Annotated in this window: 13 protein-coding genes and 1 tRNA gene; 4 read left to right on the plus strand and 10 right to left on the minus strand. The window is 58.3% G+C overall.

The genetic code is table 11. The annotated features are described in order from the left end of the window. Positions 1–92 precede the first annotated feature (92 nt). The 10 genes from FH061_RS13715 to FH061_RS13760 all read right to left on the minus strand — a co-directional run bounded on the left by FH061_RS13715 (position 93) and on the right by FH061_RS13760 (position 14419). On the minus strand, positions 93–470 hold the full coding sequence (locus FH061_RS13715; protein WP_192805062.1) for a flagellar protein FlaG: 378 nt from the start codon (positions 468–470) through the stop codon (positions 93–95). A gap of 70 nt (positions 471–540) precedes the next feature. Then, positions 541–2016, minus strand: coding sequence for a flagellin (locus FH061_RS13720; RefSeq protein ID WP_151636395.1), 1476 nt, complete (start codon positions 2014–2016; stop codon positions 541–543). 373 nt (positions 2017–2389) lie between these two features. After that, positions 2390–3859, minus strand: coding sequence for a pyridoxal phosphate-dependent decarboxylase family protein (locus FH061_RS13725; protein WP_151636396.1), 1470 nt, complete (start codon positions 3857–3859; stop codon positions 2390–2392). Between the two features lie 322 nt (positions 3860–4181). Further along, on the minus strand, positions 4182–6020 hold the full coding sequence (locus FH061_RS13730; protein WP_225984657.1) for a GGDEF domain-containing protein: 1839 nt from the start codon (positions 6018–6020) through the stop codon (positions 4182–4184). A 166-nt stretch (positions 6021–6186) separates the two neighbouring features. Further along, on the minus strand, positions 6187–6837 hold the full coding sequence (locus FH061_RS13735; RefSeq protein WP_151636397.1) for a response regulator: 651 nt from the start codon (positions 6835–6837) through the stop codon (positions 6187–6189). A gap of 9 nt (positions 6838–6846) precedes the next feature. Continuing rightward, positions 6847–8292 (minus strand): PAS domain-containing sensor histidine kinase, encoded by a 1446-nt coding sequence (locus tag FH061_RS13740; protein ID WP_225984658.1) that lies wholly within the window; start codon positions 8290–8292, stop codon positions 6847–6849. A gap of 94 nt (positions 8293–8386) precedes the next feature. Beyond that, entirely contained in the window at positions 8387–10777 is a 2391-nt protein-coding gene (locus FH061_RS13745) for a putative bifunctional diguanylate cyclase/phosphodiesterase (protein ID WP_151636398.1), read from the minus strand. Between the two features lie 9 nt (positions 10778–10786). Next, the gene (locus tag FH061_RS13750; RefSeq protein ID WP_225984659.1) at positions 10787–11476 is read right to left on the minus strand and encodes a methylamine utilization protein; all 690 of its coding nucleotides are present in this window, start codon (positions 11474–11476) and stop codon (positions 10787–10789) included. 393 nt (positions 11477–11869) lie between these two features. Then, positions 11870–11946: transfer RNA gene (locus FH061_RS13755), tRNA-Arg, on the minus strand. Positions 11947–12049: 103 nt separating this feature from the next. Next, positions 12050–14419 (minus strand): putative bifunctional diguanylate cyclase/phosphodiesterase, encoded by a 2370-nt coding sequence (locus FH061_RS13760; protein ID WP_151636399.1) that lies wholly within the window; start codon positions 14417–14419, stop codon positions 12050–12052. A 319-nt stretch (positions 14420–14738) separates the two neighbouring features. Here FH061_RS13760 and FH061_RS13765 point away from each other — a divergent pair, with 319 nt between their 5' ends. The 4 genes from FH061_RS13765 (at position 14739) to FH061_RS13780 (ending at position 18647) form a co-directional block, all read left to right on the plus strand. Next, positions 14739–16139 (plus strand): sigma-54-dependent transcriptional regulator, encoded by a 1401-nt coding sequence (locus tag FH061_RS13765; protein ID WP_225984660.1) that lies wholly within the window; start codon positions 14739–14741, stop codon positions 16137–16139. Positions 16140–16779: 640 nt separating this feature from the next. Beyond that, positions 16780–17478 (plus strand): energy transducer TonB, encoded by a 699-nt coding sequence (locus FH061_RS13770; protein ID WP_151636400.1) that lies wholly within the window; start codon positions 16780–16782, stop codon positions 17476–17478. A 30-nt stretch (positions 17479–17508) separates the two neighbouring features. Next, complete coding sequence (locus FH061_RS13775; RefSeq protein WP_151636401.1) at positions 17509–18228, plus strand: MotA/TolQ/ExbB proton channel family protein; 720 nt, start codon at positions 17509–17511, stop codon at positions 18226–18228. A 2-nt stretch (positions 18229–18230) separates the two neighbouring features. Beyond that, entirely contained in the window at positions 18231–18647 is a 417-nt protein-coding gene (locus FH061_RS13780; RefSeq protein WP_151636402.1) for an ExbD/TolR family protein, read from the plus strand. Positions 18648–18686 lie beyond the last annotated feature (39 nt).

The following is an 18686-nucleotide window of genomic DNA, read 5'->3' on the forward strand; positions in this document are numbered from 1 at the left end:
TCCTACGAAAGTTGAAACTGTACCCTGTTAACGGCAAGCTCAAACCGGACTTGAGAAGGTAAATTACGTGCTTATTCCTGAAACGTAAAAGCTCAGGCTTGTTGTTTGATCAGCAATCCCTGGAGTGCGTGATCTAGCGCTTTTGATATCTCCAGCGCTTCTTCTGACGGGATTTGGCGCAATACTTCGCCGCTGGTTCGATCAACTACCTTGACCACCATGCGCTCGCTATCCTGGTCGACGGCAAATTCAATATTCTGGGATTTGGTTTGCAAGGTTTTGTTAATGTTTTTTACCGCTTCGGACAATTCCCCCATGCTAGGCACTGCTCCCGGCTGCTGTACGGCAGTAACACTGGTTTGCACAGGAGCAGCGACAGACGTGGCAACCGCAACTGGCTTAGATGACACCCCAACGTCATTGGCAGCAAGGTTAGATTGCAAGTTGCTGCTTATAGGCCGAATTTCCATGATGTCCTCACAAGGGGAAAAACCCGGCCGGGGATACCGGCCGGGTTGTTGCATGTCCAACGAACTTTAATTAACCGCGGAGCAGACTCAGCACGCCATTCGGCAATGAATTTGCCTGGGCCAGCATTGCGGTGCCAGCTTGCTGCAGGATCTGCGAACGAGTCATGCTTGCAGTTTCTGCGGCAAAGTCCGCGTCCATGATTCGGCTACGCGCACCGGACATGTTTTCAGATGTTGTCTGCAGATTTGCGATGACTGATGTGAACCGGTTCTGTACGGCACCGAGGTCAGCGCGGGTGCTGTTGATCGATGACATCGCAGCATCGATGACCTTCAGGGCGTCTTGAGCGCCTTTTGCGCTTGAGATGTCAATTAGCGAAACCGATTCGAACGAGCTGGTGTTAGTACCGGCTGTTTCAAAGATTTCTTCACTTGCATTTGCAGTCGTAATACGGCCTTTGCTGCTGTTCAATTCAATGGTGCCGACTTTAACGGCATCGACATCGGCAGCCTCGTCAAGGGTAGTGCCACCAAATTTTATGGTTTCATCACTGGCTGCACCAGCTGCATGTGCGAAATTTTCTATAACGATATCGTCGCCATCCGCATTCTTTAGCGTAATTGAGTCCTTCTTGCCATTGTCAGTAAATGTTGCAGTCACTCCGCTGTTAGAGCCATTGATTGCTGCAACTAAGGACGTCAGGTCAGAAGTATCAGTAACTGTGGCGCTAATCGACTTGCCGTTGAGGTCAAAGGTGACTGCACCTGCAGCGCTCAGATCACTTAGTTCCACACTATTGCTGGCCTGAGCGGTTACGCCAATGCCAGTTCCAGCGGTGTTTATGGCAGCTGCGATATCCTTGGCGCTGGCGTCGCCAGCATAAGTGATTGCTGCAGTTGTGCCTGCATCGGTAGAAATAGTGAACGCGTCTGCTGCTGTCATTGCGGTAACACCATTAGTAGCGGCGCCAGACACAACTTTACCGGTGATAGCAGTGGCTCCAGCGCCACTTTCAGCAACTAAGTTATGGCGACCGAGGCCAGTCGAGCGTGCATCACTGATGGAGGCGACTTTGATGGTTTGGCCAGAGTTAGCGCCAACCTGGAAATCTTGGTCGGCGAATGAGCCGTCAAGTAAGTTCAATCCATTGAACTGAGTCTGGCTACCGACGCGAGTTATTTCGGAAGCTAACTGTGTAACTTCAGCCTGAAGGGCTGCCCGGTCAGATGCGCTGTTGGTGGCGTTCGCCGACTGTACGGCCAATTCGCGAATACGCTGCAAGTTGTTGCCAATTTCACCGAGTGCGCCTTCAGCTGTCTGGGCCAGTGAGATGCCATCGTTCGCATTACGAGCCGCCTGATTCATGCCACGGATTTGCGAGGTCATGCGATCGGAAATCGCCAGACCTGCCGCATCGTCCTTTGCGCTATTGATACGCAGACCGGAAGACAGGCGTTGCAGTGAAGTTTGCAGAGCCCCTTGTGATGAGCTCAATGCACGTTGGGAGTTGAGTGATGCTACGTTGGTATTGATATACGAGGCCATAGTATTTCTCCTAATTTGAAGGGGGCCGAATCATTCCGGTTTGAGTTTTTCAACTCCGGTTCATGGCTGTAACATCCATTTGAACCTCTGTTGATATCTTTATCGGATGGGTCTGAAAAAGCTTTAGGATTTTTTTCCAATTATTTTTCAGATCCATCCGAACTCTTGCCGGATGCCTGATTCTTCGGCCGCCCTGGAAAAATCTTTAGTGCCATTGAGGGATTTTCCGCCGATTTCGTGGGTGAGGGCGCATAACCACAGGCAGGAAAGGGCGGATTCCTGAAAAGAAAAGGGGCAACGCCTGTTGCCCCTACAGTTCTGAAAATATATGCCGTTAAAGCGGCTTCAGCACGTCATCCTGGCCACGAGCGTCTCAAGCCACCTTTTCGAAAGCTTTTGTGTTCCGCACTTCGGCAGCTCCGAAGCGCAGTGCCGCTTCGATCAATGCGTCAACATCGCGGGTAGTGCTGCGATGGTTGAAGAGGGCGGCGCGTATCGCAAGACGGCCATTGACCAGCGTGGTGGAAGGGGCCGCAATGCCTGACTCCTGCAGCGCTATTGCCAGATTGGCATTAACGCGGTCCGGGTCGTCACAGCGGTAGCCGAAACAGGCGATATTGAGCGAAACAGGCGCAAGCAATTCCAGTTCAGGTTCTGCTTCGATACACTGCTTCAAGTATTGCGCCAGCATGCAACTACCCGAGATCACCTTGCCCAAGCCTTCGATGCCATAGGTCTTGATCGCAAACCAGGTTTTCAGTGCCCGGAATCCTCGCGACAGATCTGGTCCGAAGTCGCACGGCCAGGGCGGGTAGGCCGTAGCCATGCCGCGCTCGGCCCGTGCCAAATAAGCGACTGGCGCGGCAAAGGTGTCGTGATGCAGCGTACCGTCGCGTACGAGTATGAAGCCGGCGTCGTACTGCACCTGCGCCCATTTATGAAAATCAAAGGCAATGGAATCGGCACGCTCAATCCCGGCAAGGCGCGGCGCAATGTCCGGCGCCATCACGGCAAGCGCACCGTAAGCGCCGTCGACGTGGAACCAGAGGCTTTCCTTTTCAGCGATATCAGCGAGTACGGAGAGCTTGTCTACTGCGCCGGTATCCACCGTGCCGGCTGTACCGGCGATGAAGAAGGGCGTGCAGCCATTTTCGCGATCCGCGGCAATCACACGCTTCAGCGCTTCGGTATCCATCTCGCCCCGTGCATCCGTGGGAATCAGGCGCAGTGCATCGGTGCCGAGACCGGAGAGGTCGAACGCCTGCGCAACGCAAGCATGGGCGGCAACCGAAGTGTAGGCGGTCAGGCGCTTGCTGCTGTTCTGCAGGCCAGTGCTGCGTACATCGACGCCAAGGGCCTTGGTCCGTGCAACGAGTACCCCGATCAGATTGGCCATTGACGTGCCGGTGACAAAGATGCCGCTCGCTTGTTCCGGGAAGCGGAACAATTCCCGAACCCAGCACAGGATCTGCCGTTCGACTTCCACCGGCATCTGATTGCGGCCGCCAACATTTGCATTGACGCCTGCTGCGAGCATTTCCGCCAGCATGCCGACCGGCGTGCCGCCGCCCTGGACCCAGCCCATGAAACCGGGATGCGCGTTGCCGATGGCGTAGGGGAGAATATTCTGCATGAACGTTTCATGCACGTCCGATAATGCCATTGGGCCATGGGGCAGCGGCTCTCGGAAGGTGTCGCGCACTTCATCGGGCGCAGGCTGCCATACCGGGCGTTCGCGCAAGTGCTGCATATAGTCGATGATGTCATCCAACATGCGGTGACCCTGGGCGCGCAGTTCATCCCAGTTTTCCGGATCCAGCGAATACTCGATTTTCTGTTGCATATTTTCCTGCAGGATTGCCAACTCGGGGTGCATTATCGGCGTTCCAGTGGAAACGCAAAACATGAATCAGCGCTCCTTGCCGGACTTTCCTGAATCTTCATGAAATACGTGTGGCGGAAATGACAAAATAAATGTCGTTTTGGCATGCCGAGGAGGCAGTGGACTAGTGGTGTGAGTTAAAAATTTATTGGTCAAATGATGGACGAGAATCACGCCGATACTGCGTCAACAATGCGCGCAAGGCCCCGGCCTTGCTGTGCTTGTTTCCTTGTCTCGCCATGATTTCGCCACATTTGTCTTAACAAATTTCCAACTCACACCACTAGCTGGAGGCAACAACCCGGTTCTTCCCGGCCCGCTTGGCCTCGTACAAAGCCTCATCCGCCCGCTTGATCAGATCCGTCTGTTCTTCGTCGTCGCGCCTGAGCGCCACGCCCGCGCTGAAAGTGATCAGCAGCTTCTGGTTGTCATACATGAAAATCTGCTTGGTCAGCTCGCGCTGGATGCGGCTCACGGTCTGCACCGCTTCATCGAGCGGCGTCTCCGGTAGCACGACCAGGAATTCCTCGCCGCCGAAGCGCGCGATCACGTCCATGCTGCGCAGCGTATCCTTGATGACCCGTACCAGATGGATCAGGGCTTCATCGCCGGCAGTATGGCCGTAGGTGTCATTGAGGCGCTTGAAGTCGTCGAGATCGAGCAGGGCGATGCACAGCGGCGTCTTGCGGCGCGCGGAACGGGCCACTTCGCGCTCGTAGGCGTCGTCGAGCCCGCGGCGGTTGAGGCTGCCGGTCAGCTGATCTTCGCGCACCAGCTCGCTCATTTCCTGCAGCTTGGATTCCAGCTCCTGAATGCGGTTCTCCGCTTCCTGCACTTCCTGGCGCACCGCCACCATCTCATCGCGCGAACGCAAAGCCTCGGCCTGGGCCAGCCTGGTGTCGCGCATGACGTCGTCAAGAATGGTATTGAGTTCGATGATGTTCTTTGCCTGGCTGATCTTTTGCGTATAGCCGCCCATCTTTTCATGGAAATCGCCGGTGGTGGCCGCCACCGCGCCGAGGCGGTCGATGAAGGTGATCATCATGTTCTTCACCGTGACCTTGGCTTCCTTCAGGCTGTGCTTGAGCACGCCTTGCTTGTAGATCACTTCCTTGAGGCTGCGGGTTGCTTCGAGCAGCGCGCTGCGGGTGAGCGGGCCGGCCAGCAGGTCCTGCACGTTGGCCACCTGGCCGCTCAGCCAGGAATCGTCTTCCAGCAGTTCGCCGACGTTTTCCAGCAGCAGCTGGAAGAGGCGCAGCAGTAGTTCATGTTCTTCCGCGAGATCGTCCGTGCGCAGCTCGATCTTGAAGCAGAGCTGCTTGAGCCTCGCGCTGATGTTCTGAAGCGCGGGTTCGGTGTTTGCGTTCCGGGTGGAAGAGGCGAGCATTTCGGATTCTTCCGCCAGGTCCGGGGCATTGCGCAGCAGGGAGCCGAGCGCCAGTGTCAGCGTGCGTACCAGCAGGTCCCGCAATAGGGTCAGCTGTTTCGATTCCGGTGCGGGGCTGGCTGGAACGGGCGCGGGCACTGGCGCCGCTGCAGGTGATGATGGGGCGGGTGTATCGACCAGCGGAATACCTGCACTTCTCAGGATGGTCGTCGGCGCATCGTCGACCAGCGGGATGCCTAGATTTCTCGGACTCGCTGCGGGAACGGCGTCGACCAGCGGGATGCCGCGCAGGCTAAGACTCTTTTGCGGCGCATCGTCAACGAGAGGTATGCCCGCGCTCCTGGCGGAAGTTTCTGCCTTGGCCGCTATGGTGTTTGTCGCGGAGGTGGAAGCGGAGGAGACCGCCGGCACGGACTGCAGGTCGCCGCCTGCAAGATGAAGTTCCGCGAGTTTCGACAGCGTGTTGCCGTATTCCTGCCAATCGCGTTTCTGCAGGGCGCGCTGGAAGTGGACGGCAAGCTCGGCGGCTTTGGAGTTGAGATTCGAGAGGCTGGTGGCAAAATCGGCGAGTACCTGTTCGGGGCCGACCTGAGGCTTGGCACCGGCTATTTCTTCATAGATGTCGCGATAAGCATCCGGTGTCGGCGCCACCCGCCGCATCGCAAGCCGGCGAAATGCCTCACGCGCGATATCCGCAGGGCTTTGCGTTTCCGGCTTCTTGTCTTTGTCTTGCATGGCGGCTCTCGTCCCGGACGTCGAAATGATTGCATTAGGGATCGATAGTATCGCCCGAGAAAGCAGTCCGGTGATCTTGCCGGATTAAAAAAACGCATTTTTGCAAATCGGACAATGCCCGGACGGGACTCGCACCATTGCCCGGCATTGGCCGGATTGCGGGAACTTACTCAACCAGCTGATTCTTGATCGCGTAATGCGTGAGCTCGGCGTTGTGGCGCAGTTTCATTTTTTGCAAGAGGCGGGAGCGGTACATGCTGATGGTCTTGACCGACAGCGAGAGCTCGCCCGCGATGTCGCTCACGGTCTTGCCCGAGGCGATCATGATCAGCGTCTGGTATTCCCGGTCCGACAGGGTTTCATGCGGCGGCACGGCGCGGTTTTCATCGCCGACCTGGTTGGCCAGTTCCTGCGCCAGCGCGGCGCTGATGTACTTGCGCCCGCACGCCACCTGGCGGATCGCATCGACCAGTTCCGCCGGCGCGCTCTGCTTGTTCAGGTAGCCGGCCGCGCCGGCCTTGAGTGAACGTATCGCGTACTGGTCTTCGCGGTGCATGGACAGCATGAGTACCGCCAGCTTCGGCACTTCCTTCTTGATCTGCTTGAGCACTTCGATGCCGCTGCGGTCCGGCATGGAGATGTCGAGCAGGAGCACGTCGGCTTCATCCTTGCGCGCCAGCTTGATGGCGTCCGCGCCGTTTTCGGCATCGCCCGAGACGACCATGTCGGCGCTGTCGGCGAGGATCTGCTTCAAGCCTTCGCGCACGATGGCATGATCGTCGGCGATGATGATTCGGATGGGAGTCTGGGCCGTCATGTTGCTGAATTATTCCTGTTCCTGGGCAAGCGGTATGCGCAATGCAAGTTCGGTGCCGCCGCCCGGGGCATTGGACACCGTCAGTTGACCTCCGAGCGCGCTGGCGCGTTCCATCATGCCGCGTATGCCGAAGGATTTCGGTTTCGCGAGATCGGACGCGGCGATGCCGCGGCCGTTGTCAATGATGACAAGCTTGACGCTGCGATTGGTGAGCAGCAGCTTGACCGTGACCTGCGTGGCGCCGGCATGCTTGCCGATATTGGTGAGCGCTTCTTGAAAAATCCTGAACAGGGCGGTGGCCTGGTCGGTATGCAGGCTGATGTCCTTCGTGCTTGATGAAACGGCGCAGGGAATGCCTGCGGTCCTTTCAAATTCCTTGGCCTGCCAGTCAATGGCCGCGACAATCCCGAAATCGAGAATGCCCGGCCTCAGGTCGACCGAGACCCGGTGGATGGCTTCAATGGTGCGATCGACCAGTGAATCGACATAGTCGGTTTTTCCGGCCAGGGCGGCATCATCGGCCGGCAGGCTTTTGCGGATGCGGGCAAGCGCCATCTTGATGGCGGTGAGGTTGCCGCCGATGTCGTCATGGATCTCGCGCGCAATGCGGGTGCGCTCCTTTTCCTTGACCGTTTCCACATGCGCGGAAAGCTCCGCGAGCTGGGCGCGCGATCGGCGGATCTCTTCCTGTTCCAGCTTGCTCTCGGTGATGTTGGTCATGATGCCTTCCCACTGCACGCTGTCATCGGCGAGGGCGCGCGGCGTCGAACGCAGATTGATCCACTTGGTGTCATGCCACTTCTCGACCCAGATGCGGCCTTCCCAATTCCAGGCTTTCATGCCGGCGGCGGAACTCTGCATGGATTCAAGATAGGACGGCCGGTCTTCCGGCAGGATCAGTTGCAGGAACAGCGAGGAGTCGGCTCGCAGCTTTTCCGCATCGATGCCCAGCAGTGCGTGGCATCCGTCGCTGAGATAGGGAAAGGTAATGGTTCCGTCGCGGCGCAGCAGGAACTGATAGACCAGTCCGGGGGTATTGGAAACAATTGCCCTGAACCGCGTTTCGCTGGCGCTGAGGGCATCCGCCGAGGCGAGGCGGGCGCTGAGATCATTGCCGATGGCGATATAAACGGGTTGCGGTCCGGACGGGCAATGAAAGATCCGCAGCTCAACCGGATAGCTTGAGCCGTTCCTGCGGGTATGGATCGTTTCAATATCGACATGCGCGGCGCGTCCCTCGCGCAGCGGCTGCAGCAGGCGGTCAAGCGCTTCGTGCGGGAGTGTGCCGGCGATATCGAAAAAATGCATGCTTTCGAGTTCAGCCTCGCTGTAGCACAGGTTATTCCGGGCGGACTGATTCACGTGCAGCAGCCGCATCATGCTGGCGTCGACAACATAGATTTCGCTGAACGAGCCCCCCAGTACAATCGGCAGCCATTCCGCCTGCAGCATCATGTCGATTTTTCTTCCTCTTGTACTTTCTTTACGTTCCTTGCATTCCTTAGGTCCCGCTTTCCGCGGCATTGCCTGGGCGAGGAGGGAAGGCGTGTCATTTCCCGTCCGCCTGCAGGATGGCCGGCTCGGTCAGGAAACCCGGCGGCTGCCAGGCCAGCAGCCAGGAGCGAAGCTGTTCGGCAGGCATTGGCTTGCTGATGAAATAACCTTGGCCCTCATCGCATCCCATTCTGTCTAGCAATTCCCATGCCGCGATGGTTTCGATGCCTTCCGCAACGACTTTCAGCTCCATGTTGTGGCCGAGGTCGATCGTGGAGCGGACAATCTTGATGTCGTCGATGTCGCTCTCCATCTTGAGCACGAAGGATTTGTCGATCTTCAACTCGTGCACCGGCAGGCGCTTCAGGTAGGCGAGGGAAGAATATCCGGTACCGAAATCATCGATGGAAAGATCGACGCCGATCGCATGCAGGCGCTCCAGGGTCTGCTGCGCGCGCACCGGATCATCCATGATCGCGCTTTCGGTGATTTCAAGGCAGAACGAGGATGGATTCAGGGAATGACTGTCGAGGATGGCCATGAATTTCGACGGCAGGTCCTGGTCGAGCAGGTCGCGCGTCGACAGGTTCGCCGAGATGCGAAGGCGGACGCCGCTGGCGATGAGTTCGCTGCACAGCGAAGCCGAACGTTCCAGCATCCATTGGGTCAGGATGCGGATGAATCCGGTCTTTTCGGCAAAGGGAATGAACTGATCGGGAAACACCATGCCGCGTTCCGGATGAACCCATCGCACCAGGGCTTCCACGCCCACCACCTGTCCTGTGCTGAGCCTGACCTTCGGCTGCACGTACAGGCGGAACTGGTTCTCTTCCGCGGCGCGTCGCAGTTCGCTCAGCAGCGACAGGCTTTCCTGGCTGCCCTTGTCGATGTCCGGCGCATAGACGACGGCATCGTTGCCGCTGGTCTTAGCGGCATACATGGCGACTTCCGCGCGACTCAGCAGCAGCTCCGCATCGGTGCCGTGCGCAGGGAACCCGACGATGCCGATGCCGGCGCCGAGGTCCACATTCTGATCATCGATCGAGATGGGAATTTCCAGCGACTTGAGGATGCGGTTGGCGACTTGCCTGGCATCGTCTTCGCTGGTCCGCGGCAGGAGCAGGGCGAATTCATCTCCGCCCAGGCGCGCGATCCGGTGCTCAGGGCTATGGAGCTGCGCCTGCAGTCGCTCGGCCATGCGGCGCAGCAGCGCGTCGCCGAAACTGTGCCCCATGACGTCGTTGACATGCTTGAAGCGGTCGAGATCCATCATCAGCACATGGCAGGCGGACTGCCTCTGCTGCGCCTCGATGATCGCATCATTGAGCAGGTTGATGAATTGCGCGCGGTTGGGCAGGTCGGTCAGCGTATCCCAGTAAGCCAGGCGCCGGATTTCGAGTTCGCGGTTGGCGATGCCGTCCCGCATGCTGGCAAACGCCTTGGACAGTTCGCCTATCTCGTCGTCGCGCCGCATCTCGATCGGCCCCTGATAGTCGCCCGTGCCCAGGCGCCGCGCGATATGGCCGAGCTTGCGCAGCGGTCCCGTGATGCGCCGGGCGACGAAGACGCTGCCGGTGACGGCCACCATGATGCCGATCACGGTCAGCACCAGCAGGCTGATCTGCAGGCGGCGGTAGGGCGCGACGGCCTCGCTGATGGAGCGCTGCAGCACCACGATGACTTGCTGGCCGGAGTCCTGGGCCAGGTGCAATACGCGCGCGGTGAAATCGCTGTCGCCTATCGTCAGCTGGGGAAGAAAGGATTTGTCGTCGGGAATGCCGCGCAGCTGGCTCGCCAGGCTGCCGGCATCCGCATCCGACATGGTCGACGCATCCGGTATCCATGGGCCTTCGGCTGTCTTGGTCAGGATGGAGACCTGCAGGGAGGAGAGTTCGCGCATGTCGGCGGCGATGCGTTTCTCGATGGAGAAGGCCATCGCAACCCAGCCTATTGTCACCGGGGCTTTGACGGGCACCACGACGATCTGGTAAGGATGATTGCCAAGGACGCCTGTTTCGGTAGCGCTGCCTGCCGATTCGGCGCGGTCGACCAGGCGCAGGATCGAGCTTTCGAGGCTGCCGGCAGGAGCGGCCGTGGTCGTGGCCTTGATCGTGCGGTCGAGCCCGATCAGCATGGCATGCGAAGCCTGGATGCGTTCGCCATGATTGGCCAGCGCCGATTCCACGGTTTCCCGGTCATTGCTGCTGATGGCCTGCTTGAAGCCGTAATCCGCCGCAAGCAGGCGCGCGCCCTGGGCAAGGTTGTGCGCGTACTGGTCGACCAGCCGCCTGAAGACGCGTTCGCCGATCATGAGTTCCGCCCGGATGGCGGCGCGCGCGTTTTCCTGGATTCCGGTCTGGATGGCAAAGAATCCCGCCAACTGAACGGCAAGGATCAGGACGAGGAAGAGGAGAACAATCCGGCTTTCAAGGCTGCGCAAGCGCATGACACATTCCTATCTGGCTTTCACGTCCAGTTTGAACGATGCCGCGCTATCGCCCGCCGTCATCGCCAAGGGTTGTTCGGAAATCGGCGCCGATGTGGGCAAGCCGAAGTGCCAGGCCTTGAGCTGATACTTTCCGGCGGCCAGTCCTTCGATTCTTGCCTTGCCGTTCGCATCCGTCCTGGCGAAATGGGGAGTGGGAACGACATGTATATACGTCACCATCTGGTCATGAATATTGCAGCCGATTACCACGGTGCCCGGCTTGTCGAAGGTGACGGGATTCTCCGGCTGGCCGGTATAGAGTTTCAGATCGAATACCTTGGCAGGAGAAAAGGAATAGACATGATGCCGAACCGTATCATTATTTGGAAAGGCAATGCTGGTTCCTGCCTGTACCGCCGTGACCAGCGGTATGAACCTGCGGCCCTTCTGTTCAATCTCGACGATTTTCTGCAGTTTCGGTGGCGCATGGCCGGCAGCGGCTTCGGCATATACCACGGCGTCCTGCAATGCCTGGCCACTGGCATCGAGTACCTGCACGGTCAGCGCCGCCGCGTGGGCAACGAAGGCGGATGTTGCGAGCGCAGTGAAGACGATGGCTCGCCTTGCGATTGAAGCTGGGTTGCCTGCAAGATGAGGTGGTTTGATGGCATTGCGGTCCATCGCCTCGCTCAAGAGTTCATCATGCCTTCTTTGCATGTCTGATCTGTTGCGAGGCATTCTTGCCTTGGCTGGCGGCCGAGGTGCAAGGTGCGCCGCGAGTGCGGAAAGACAGGCGTTGGACGAGCAAGCAAATGGATTCATGGAATATCAAGGCACTGCATTGGGAACCTGCTCAGTAGCAAGTTGCTCCGGCGACTTTAGCACAAGCTTTTTCAAAAGCAATGATCACAATTCCATTGTGCGAGCAAAACAGGGAAAAGTTGCTACAGCATGAGCGCATGAGCTGCATTGATACAAGGAGGAGAAGGGCAGAAAGAGAGCCTGGCAGGATGTTGCAGTACGCCGCGACAGACTACGGCATACAGACGATCGTCCGCCCGGAAACCAGAAAGGGGGTTAAACCTTTCGGTTTAACCCCCTCGATCAATCTGGTGCGGCTGGCAGGAATCGAACCCACGACCCCTTGGTTCGTAGCCAAGTACTCTATCCAGCTGAGCTACAGCCGCGAAGAACAAGAGTATAGCACCCATTCAACTAATTTTGGAAGCTTTTTGCAAAGGCGTGTCTTGCGCTTGTCGAATCGGCCATGGTTTCGGGGAGCGTGCCGCATCATGCGGCGACTGTCTTTGCCGTTACCAACTTCAGAACTTCATCGCCGCCGATGGGGCGGCTGAACAGATAGCCCTGCATGATGCCGCATTCACGCTCACGCAGAAATGCCAGCTGCGCCTCCGTTTCAACGCCTTCGGCAATGACATCCATCTGCAGGCTGTGGGCGAGGCCGATAATGGCGGAAACAATTGCCCTGTCATCCGCGTCGTCGGCGATATCCCTGACGAACGACTGGTCGATCTTGAGCACGTCGATCGGCAAACGTTTCAGATAGGACAATGAAGAGTAGCCGGTGCCGAAATCATCAATGGCTATCTTGACACCCATGGCATGCAGGCGGTTAAGGATGGCCAGCGTCTGCTCGGCGTTTTGCATCAGAATGCTTTCGGTGATTTCAATCTCGAGCAGGTGCGGAGGCAGGCGGCATTCCTGCAGAACGGCAGCGACCAGGTTCGCAAGATCGCCGTCATGAAACTGGCGGGGCGAGACATTGACCGCCACCCGCAAGGGAACGCCGGCCGCAAGCCAGCGCTGTGCCTGCGCGCAGGCCTGGCGCAGGATCCATTCGCCGATGATGACGATCAGGCCCGACTCTTCGGCAAGGGGAATGAAACTGGCCGGAGAGACCATTCCGAGCTTCGGCTCATGCCAACGCACCAGCGCTTCCGCGCCGTATATCTCTCCGCTGACGATTCTGCGCTGCGGCTGGAAGACCAGCTTGAGTTCGTTGCGCTCGACGGCACCGCGCAGGCCGATTTCCATATGGAGGCGTTCCAGGGCGATGCCGTGCTGGTCATGGGTAAAGAATTCGTATCGGCCGCCGCCGAGCGCCTTGCCCCGATATAGAGCGACATCGACATTTCTCAACAGGCTCTCGGCATCGGCGGCATCATTGGGGTAAAGCGTGATGCCAATGCTGCCGCTGACATGGAGTTCATGCGCATTGACGATAAAGGGTTCGCGCAATGCGTCAAGCAGCTTGCGCGCCAGCGACGCCACATGATCGGCATCCTGCGCGCCGTGAATCAGCACGGCGAATTCATCGCCCCCCATGCGCGCAATCATGTCTGCCTCGCGCAGTTGGCGCCGAAGCCTGTGCGCAACCTGGCGCAACAGATTGTCGCCTTGTTCATGGCCTATGCTGTCGTTGATGACCTTGAAACGGTCGATGTCCAGCAGCAGCAGTGCGAGGCTGTTCGATTCAGGCCCATGCGCCGCCACCGCCTGCTGCAGACGCATCGTGAAAAGGCTGCGGTTGGGCAGATCTGTCAGCGTATCGTAGTAGGTCTGGCGAAGCAGTCGTTCTTCGGCAAGCTTGACATCGGAAATGTCACTGAATACACCCACATAGTTTGTGAGTTTTCCGCGTTCATCGAGAATCCGGCTGATGCTCAGCCATTCGGGGTAGATGTCGCCATTCTTGCGCCGGTTCCAGACTTCACCCTGCCATTTTCCGGTGTCATTCACCACGCGCCACATTTCCTGGTAAAAGGAAGCCGGATGGCGGCCTGAACTCAGCAGGCGGGGGTTGTCTCCGATGACTTCTTCCGCAGCATATCCGGTGATGCTGGAAAACGCCTTGTTTACCTTGACGATGTTTCCCTGTGCATCGGTGATGGCGATGCCTTCCAGCGAATTGTCGAAAACCTGGTTCGCCAGGCGCATCGATGCTTCCGCATGCTTGCGCGAGGTAATGTCCCGGATGCTTAACCGGATGACCGTTTCGCTGCCGACGGCGGCCGATTGCAGTGTCAGCTCGGCAAAGGTTGGCGTGCCGTCCAGCGCATGGAATGTCCATTCGAAGGTCTGGATGCCTGGCGCCGTGGCGGCGGCTCTGATGCGCGGGCGCAGGCCCGTGAAGGACAGCGCTTGCTGGTCGTGCTGCATCGGGATGGACGACTCGGGAAGAAGTACGCGCAAATCCTCTGCTTCTCCGACTTCCAGCAGCCTAAGTGCGGCAGGATTGCAATCAATCAGCCGCTCGGCAGTCATGAGGATGACACCCTCGCTGGTGCCTTCAAACAGGATGCGGAACAGCATGTGCCGCTTTTCCAGTTCCACCGACTGGCGTTGCTTTGCGGCCGATTGCCGATAGGTCAATGCCGCAATCACGCAGAAGAAAATGGTCGCCAGCAGTGACAGGGCCAATAGGGTATGAAGAGCGAAGTCAATATCCGCTACGGCACTGGCAATGATTTCAACGACGGCTGGCGAGGCCGGAAGTGCCGCCGTTTCGATCTGCAGTTGCTTCAGGTGACCGCTTCCTTGTTGCAGCCCCCACCAACCGGTGACGCTTACAAAAAAGCCGGAGGCGGCTCCCACAAGAAACATCACAAGTAGCAGATGGGAGGTCAGCTTGCGCATCATGCTTTCTTTGGTGGTTGTAAAGAAGGACGATTTAGTCTTGATATTTCCTTTTAGCAAGTAATGTGCCACCAAATTTCATTGTTACATTAGAGCTTTGTTGCTGTTTTCTCCTGTAACCAAATGGATAAATCCCATCCGTTTTTTAAAATATTTCCCGAAACCGGGAAGACCAAAGACAATTTTTCTCAATGGAAAGAAAAACGATGGCGATTCGGCTCTGAGATGGAAGGTTTGCGGTATCGTTGAGGGAGCGCAGTCGCGGGTAGCGAGTCATAGATATGAGTAGGGTGTGTAAGGGCGATCCATCGTGTTAGATCCAATGAAACAAGCAGACGTGCAGATTCTGAAATCCCTGGAGGTCCTGGTGGTGGACGATGAGCCGGCTATCCGGCAGATCCTCGCCGTACGCCTGGCCAAGGCCGGTTGTCACGTCGTCCAGGCAGCCGATGCCACCGAAGCTCTGCAGAAACTGGCGCAGGGGGAATTCGAGGTGGCCATCAGCGATATCCAGATGCCGGATTTCGACGGCATCGAACTGGTGCGCAGGGCGCGGGCCGCCGGCGTCGATACCAACTTCATCATGATGACCGCCTATGCGTCGGTCGATACCGCGATCGAGGCGATCAAGGCCGGCGCATCCGATTACATGATCAAGCCGGTGCGCAATGATGAAGTGCTGCATCGTGTGGCCAAGATGGCGGACATGCGCCGGCTCAGCAGCGAGAATCGGGTCCTGCGCAGCATGGTCAATGCAACGCAGGAGGAAGTGTACGGCTTTGCCTCTCCGCCCATGCGCGACCTCGAGCGGCTGATCGCCAAGGTGGCGCCGACGGACAGCACGGTGCTCGTCACCGGGGAAAGCGGAACCGGAAAAGGCGTGATCGCCCGCAAGATACATCAGCAGAGCGGGCGGGCGGGCGGCCCGTTCATTCTTGTCAATTGCGGTGCGATTCCTGAAAACCTGATGGAGAGCGAACTCTTCGGCCACGTCAAGGGTTCCTTTACCGGAGCCGACAAAGCACGCAAGGGACTTTTCCTGGAGGCGGACAAGGGCACCATTTTCCTGGATGAAATCGGTGAGTTGCCCCTTTCGCTGCAAGTCAAGCTGCTGCATGTGATCGAGGAAAAGTCGGTACGTCCTGTCGGCAGTGAACAGGCAAAGAAGGCGGATGTCCGGATTGTGGCCGCGACCAATCGCGACCTTGCGCAGATGGTGGCCGACGGCAGGTTTCGCGAAGACCTTTATTTCAGACTGACTGTCTTTCATCTGCATGCGCCGCCGTTACGGGAACGGCGGCAGGATATTCCCGGCCTGGTCCGTTTCATGATGCGGCGAGGCGCAAGACGACTGAACGCCGGATCGGAGGAACTGGTGATTGATCCGGATGTGGAGCAGGTCTTGAACGCCTATGACTGGCCTGGCAATGTGCGTGAACTTGAAAATGTGGTGGATCGCGCCCTGATTCTGGCCGAGGACGGACGCATCACCCGGGCCGACCTGCCGCCCCAGATTGCACGGCTGATTCCTGCTCCGGAATCGGCGGCAGCGACAGGGGACGGCCTGCGGGAACTTGTCAGGCGTTTCGAATGTTCGGTCATCGTCAAGGCCATTGCCGATGCGGGTGGAGACCGCCGTCTGGCTGCCCGCAATCTTGGCATCGGGCTTTCCAGTCTTTACCGCAAGATTGAAGAGTTCGAGACTCTGGGTTTGATGTCCTAGCTTTTCCTGAAAGTGCTGCGGGCACTCGCGGTTGCGCTAATGCACGCCCGCGTCCGGTCTTGAGCCTCAGCGCTCATTGATCCGGGCTATACGGCAACGCTTGAGCTGTTCGACAACCGAGAAAAACCCACCTTGGTGGTCCTGACGCCCGGCATGGAGATGGGGCCATTCCGCGCCATTACGTTTCTTCTGCTCCAATTCTTGCCCTCAAGACGCTCCTGCGCCTCAGGATGCCAAACGTTTTCGGCTTGGCTGGATCAGGCAAGGCCGAGAAGACTTGACCGCCGGACATGGCGAGATCGGCGCCCTGGGACACGGCGCGGAGGAATTCGCGTCATCACACAACGCGGTGCTGTGGGCAAATGTTCAAGCATCGCCAGCATAGTCGAACCGAAAACGCTCCAAGCAAGCGCACATGACCATGTCGTTTGTGCAATTTTCCTGATCGTCCCTTCAAAACATGTAGTTCCCTAGACAGAATCTTATCAAGTCGTGAATTAGGACTTTCCTAAACAAATGAGAATTGTTATCATTATCGTTAATGTTAATGTTGAAACCGGATGTAATTGATTTTGCGGCCGCGTCTCGCCCGTCAGGCCGCCGCCATTTTCGTCTCTGACGAAAAGCCGAAACCCAGAACATGACCCAAATCCTTCACGAAAAATTCGGCGCATTTGCACTGATTACCGCCTTTCACCTGGCTGCGCTGTGGATGCTGGCAGTCGGATTGAACAAACCTTCACTGGCTCCGCCCGCACCCTTGCCTATGGTAATGGTTGAAATGCTTCCTGCCGTCCAGCCGGTTCAACAGCAGATCCCGCAGCCGAAGCCGCCCGAGCCCAAGCCTCAGCCGAAGGAAACGCCGAAGCCTCAGCCGAAGAAGGAAGTGGCCAAGCCGCAGCCCAAGAAGGAAGCGCCGCGCACAACCAACAGCGAGAAAGCCTTGACGGCACCGAAGCAGGAAGCGCCGCCGGTGCAGCCGGCCGCACCGGCACCGCCCGAACCCAGCGCCCCGCCTTCACCACCCGCGCCGCCCGGACCTCCGGCGCCGGCTCCCGTGACTCCGCCGCGCTTCAATGCGGCCTACCTGAACAATCCGGCACCGGTATATCCGCCCATATTGCGTCGCGCCGGCGAGGAGGGGCGAGTCGTACTGCGCGTCTTCGTGACGGCGGAAGGCATTGCCGGCGAAGTGCAGGTGCTGCGCCCCAGCAGTTCGGCGCTGTTCGACGAAGCCGCCTTGTCAGCGGTGCGCAAATGGCGTTTCGTCCCCGCCAAGCGCGGCGATACGGCAGTCGCCGAGTGGGTCCAGGTCCCGATCGATTTCAAACTGAATTAACGAACCCAACCATTTTTTCGAAAGCGTGTCATGAACAACCCTTACGGTATCGCCAATCTCTGGCAGCAAGGTGATTCGGTTACCCATGCTGTTGCCATCATTCTGCTCGTCATGTCAATCCTGTCGTGGTACGTCATGGCCATCAAGGCCTGGAGCCTGATCCGCCTGCGCCGTCAGGCGGCCGTGGCCAGCGAGCATTTCTGGCATAGCAAAAGCCTGGAAGAGGGCATGAACCTGCTGGCGCCGGACCGCAACAACAATCCTTTCCGCGCACTTGCCGAAGACGGCGCCAACGCGGCCATGCACCATGCCATGAGCAAGGAAGACCTGCATGGCGCGCTCAACATCAGCGAATGGGTCACCAGCTGCCTGCGCCGCTCCATCGAGAACATCACCGGCCGCCTGCAGAGCGGATTGCAGGTACTGGCATCGGTGGGCAGTACCGCGCCGTTTGTCGGCCTGTTCGGCACGGTGTGGGGCATCTACCATGCGCTGGTGGGCATCGGCGTATCCGGGCAAGCCAGCATTGACAAGGTTGCAGGCCCGGTGGGCGAAGCGCTGATCATGACCGCGTTCGGCCTCGTCGTCGCCATTCCGGCGGTGCTCGGCTACAACGCGCTCACACGCAGCAACAAGGCCATTTTGGCGCAGCTGTCGAATTTTGCGCATGACCTGCATGCCTATCTGATCACCGGCGGCCGCGTGGGACAGAGCCAGAATGTGGTCAGCCTGCGTGCCAAGGGAGAATAAGCATGAGTTTCGGCGCTTCCGACAAGGATGATGACGTGATGTCGGAGATCAACATGACGCCCCTGGTGGACGTCATGCTGGTTTTGCTGATCATCTTCATCATTACCGTCCCCGTGATCAACCATGCGGTCAAGCTCGACCTGCCGCGCGCCGAGAGCCAGCCCAATGATGTAAAGCCGGCGCATATCGATGTTGCCATCGATGCCAACGGCGTCGTCAGCTGGAATGGCGCCGCGGTCGACGAGCAATCCCTGAAGGGCCATATCGCAACGGCTGCCGCACTGTCGCCGCAGCCGGAGCTGCACCTGCGCGCAGACCGCAAGACACCCTATGAAAATGTCGCGCGTCTGATGTCCGCCGCGCAGATCGGTGGCCTCAACAAGATCGGATTCGTCACCGATCCTGATGCGCCACGCTAGTCATTGCATTACCAATGAAGCACCCGGGCTGCCGATGGG

Source organism: Noviherbaspirillum aerium (assembly GCF_008929045.1).
Classification (GTDB): domain Bacteria; phylum Pseudomonadota; class Gammaproteobacteria; order Burkholderiales; family Burkholderiaceae_D; genus Noviherbaspirillum; species Noviherbaspirillum aerium.

Bases quoted from the DNA above. Each gene is read 5' to 3' on its own strand.
- FH061_RS13770 (WP_151636400.1), top strand. From the start codon at position 16,780: ATGACCCAAATCCTTCACGAAAAATTCGGCGCATTTGCACTGATTACC.
- FH061_RS13780 (WP_151636402.1), top strand. From the start codon at position 18,231: ATGAGTTTCGGCGCTTCCGACAAGGATGATGACGTGATGTCGGAGATC.
- FH061_RS13735 (WP_151636397.1), bottom strand. From the start codon at position 6,837: ATGACGGCCCAGACTCCCATCCGAATCATCATCGCCGACGATCATGCC.
- FH061_RS13715 (WP_192805062.1), bottom strand. From the start codon at position 470: ATGGAAATTCGGCCTATAAGCAGCAACTTGCAATCTAACCTTGCTGCC.
- FH061_RS13760 (WP_151636399.1), bottom strand. From the start codon at position 14,419: ATGATGCGCAAGCTGACCTCCCATCTGCTACTTGTGATGTTTCTTGTG.
- FH061_RS13775 (WP_151636401.1), top strand. From the start codon at position 17,509: ATGAACAACCCTTACGGTATCGCCAATCTCTGGCAGCAAGGTGATTCG.
- FH061_RS13725 (WP_151636396.1), bottom strand. From the start codon at position 3,859: ATGCAACAGAAAATCGAGTATTCGCTGGATCCGGAAAACTGGGATGAA.
- FH061_RS13720 (WP_151636395.1), bottom strand. From the start codon at position 2,016: ATGGCCTCGTATATCAATACCAACGTAGCATCACTCAACTCCCAACGT.
- FH061_RS13750 (WP_225984659.1), bottom strand. From the start codon at position 11,476: ATGCAAAGAAGGCATGATGAACTCTTGAGCGAGGCGATGGACCGCAAT.
- FH061_RS13730 (WP_225984657.1), bottom strand. From the start codon at position 6,020: ATGCAAGACAAAGACAAGAAGCCGGAAACGCAAAGCCCTGCGGATATC.
- FH061_RS13745 (WP_151636398.1), bottom strand. From the start codon at position 10,777: ATGCGCTTGCGCAGCCTTGAAAGCCGGATTGTTCTCCTCTTCCTCGTC.
- FH061_RS13740 (WP_225984658.1), bottom strand. From the start codon at position 8,292: ATGATGCTGCAGGCGGAATGGCTGCCGATTGTACTGGGGGGCTCGTTC.
- FH061_RS13765 (WP_225984660.1), top strand. From the start codon at position 14,739: ATGAAACAAGCAGACGTGCAGATTCTGAAATCCCTGGAGGTCCTGGTG.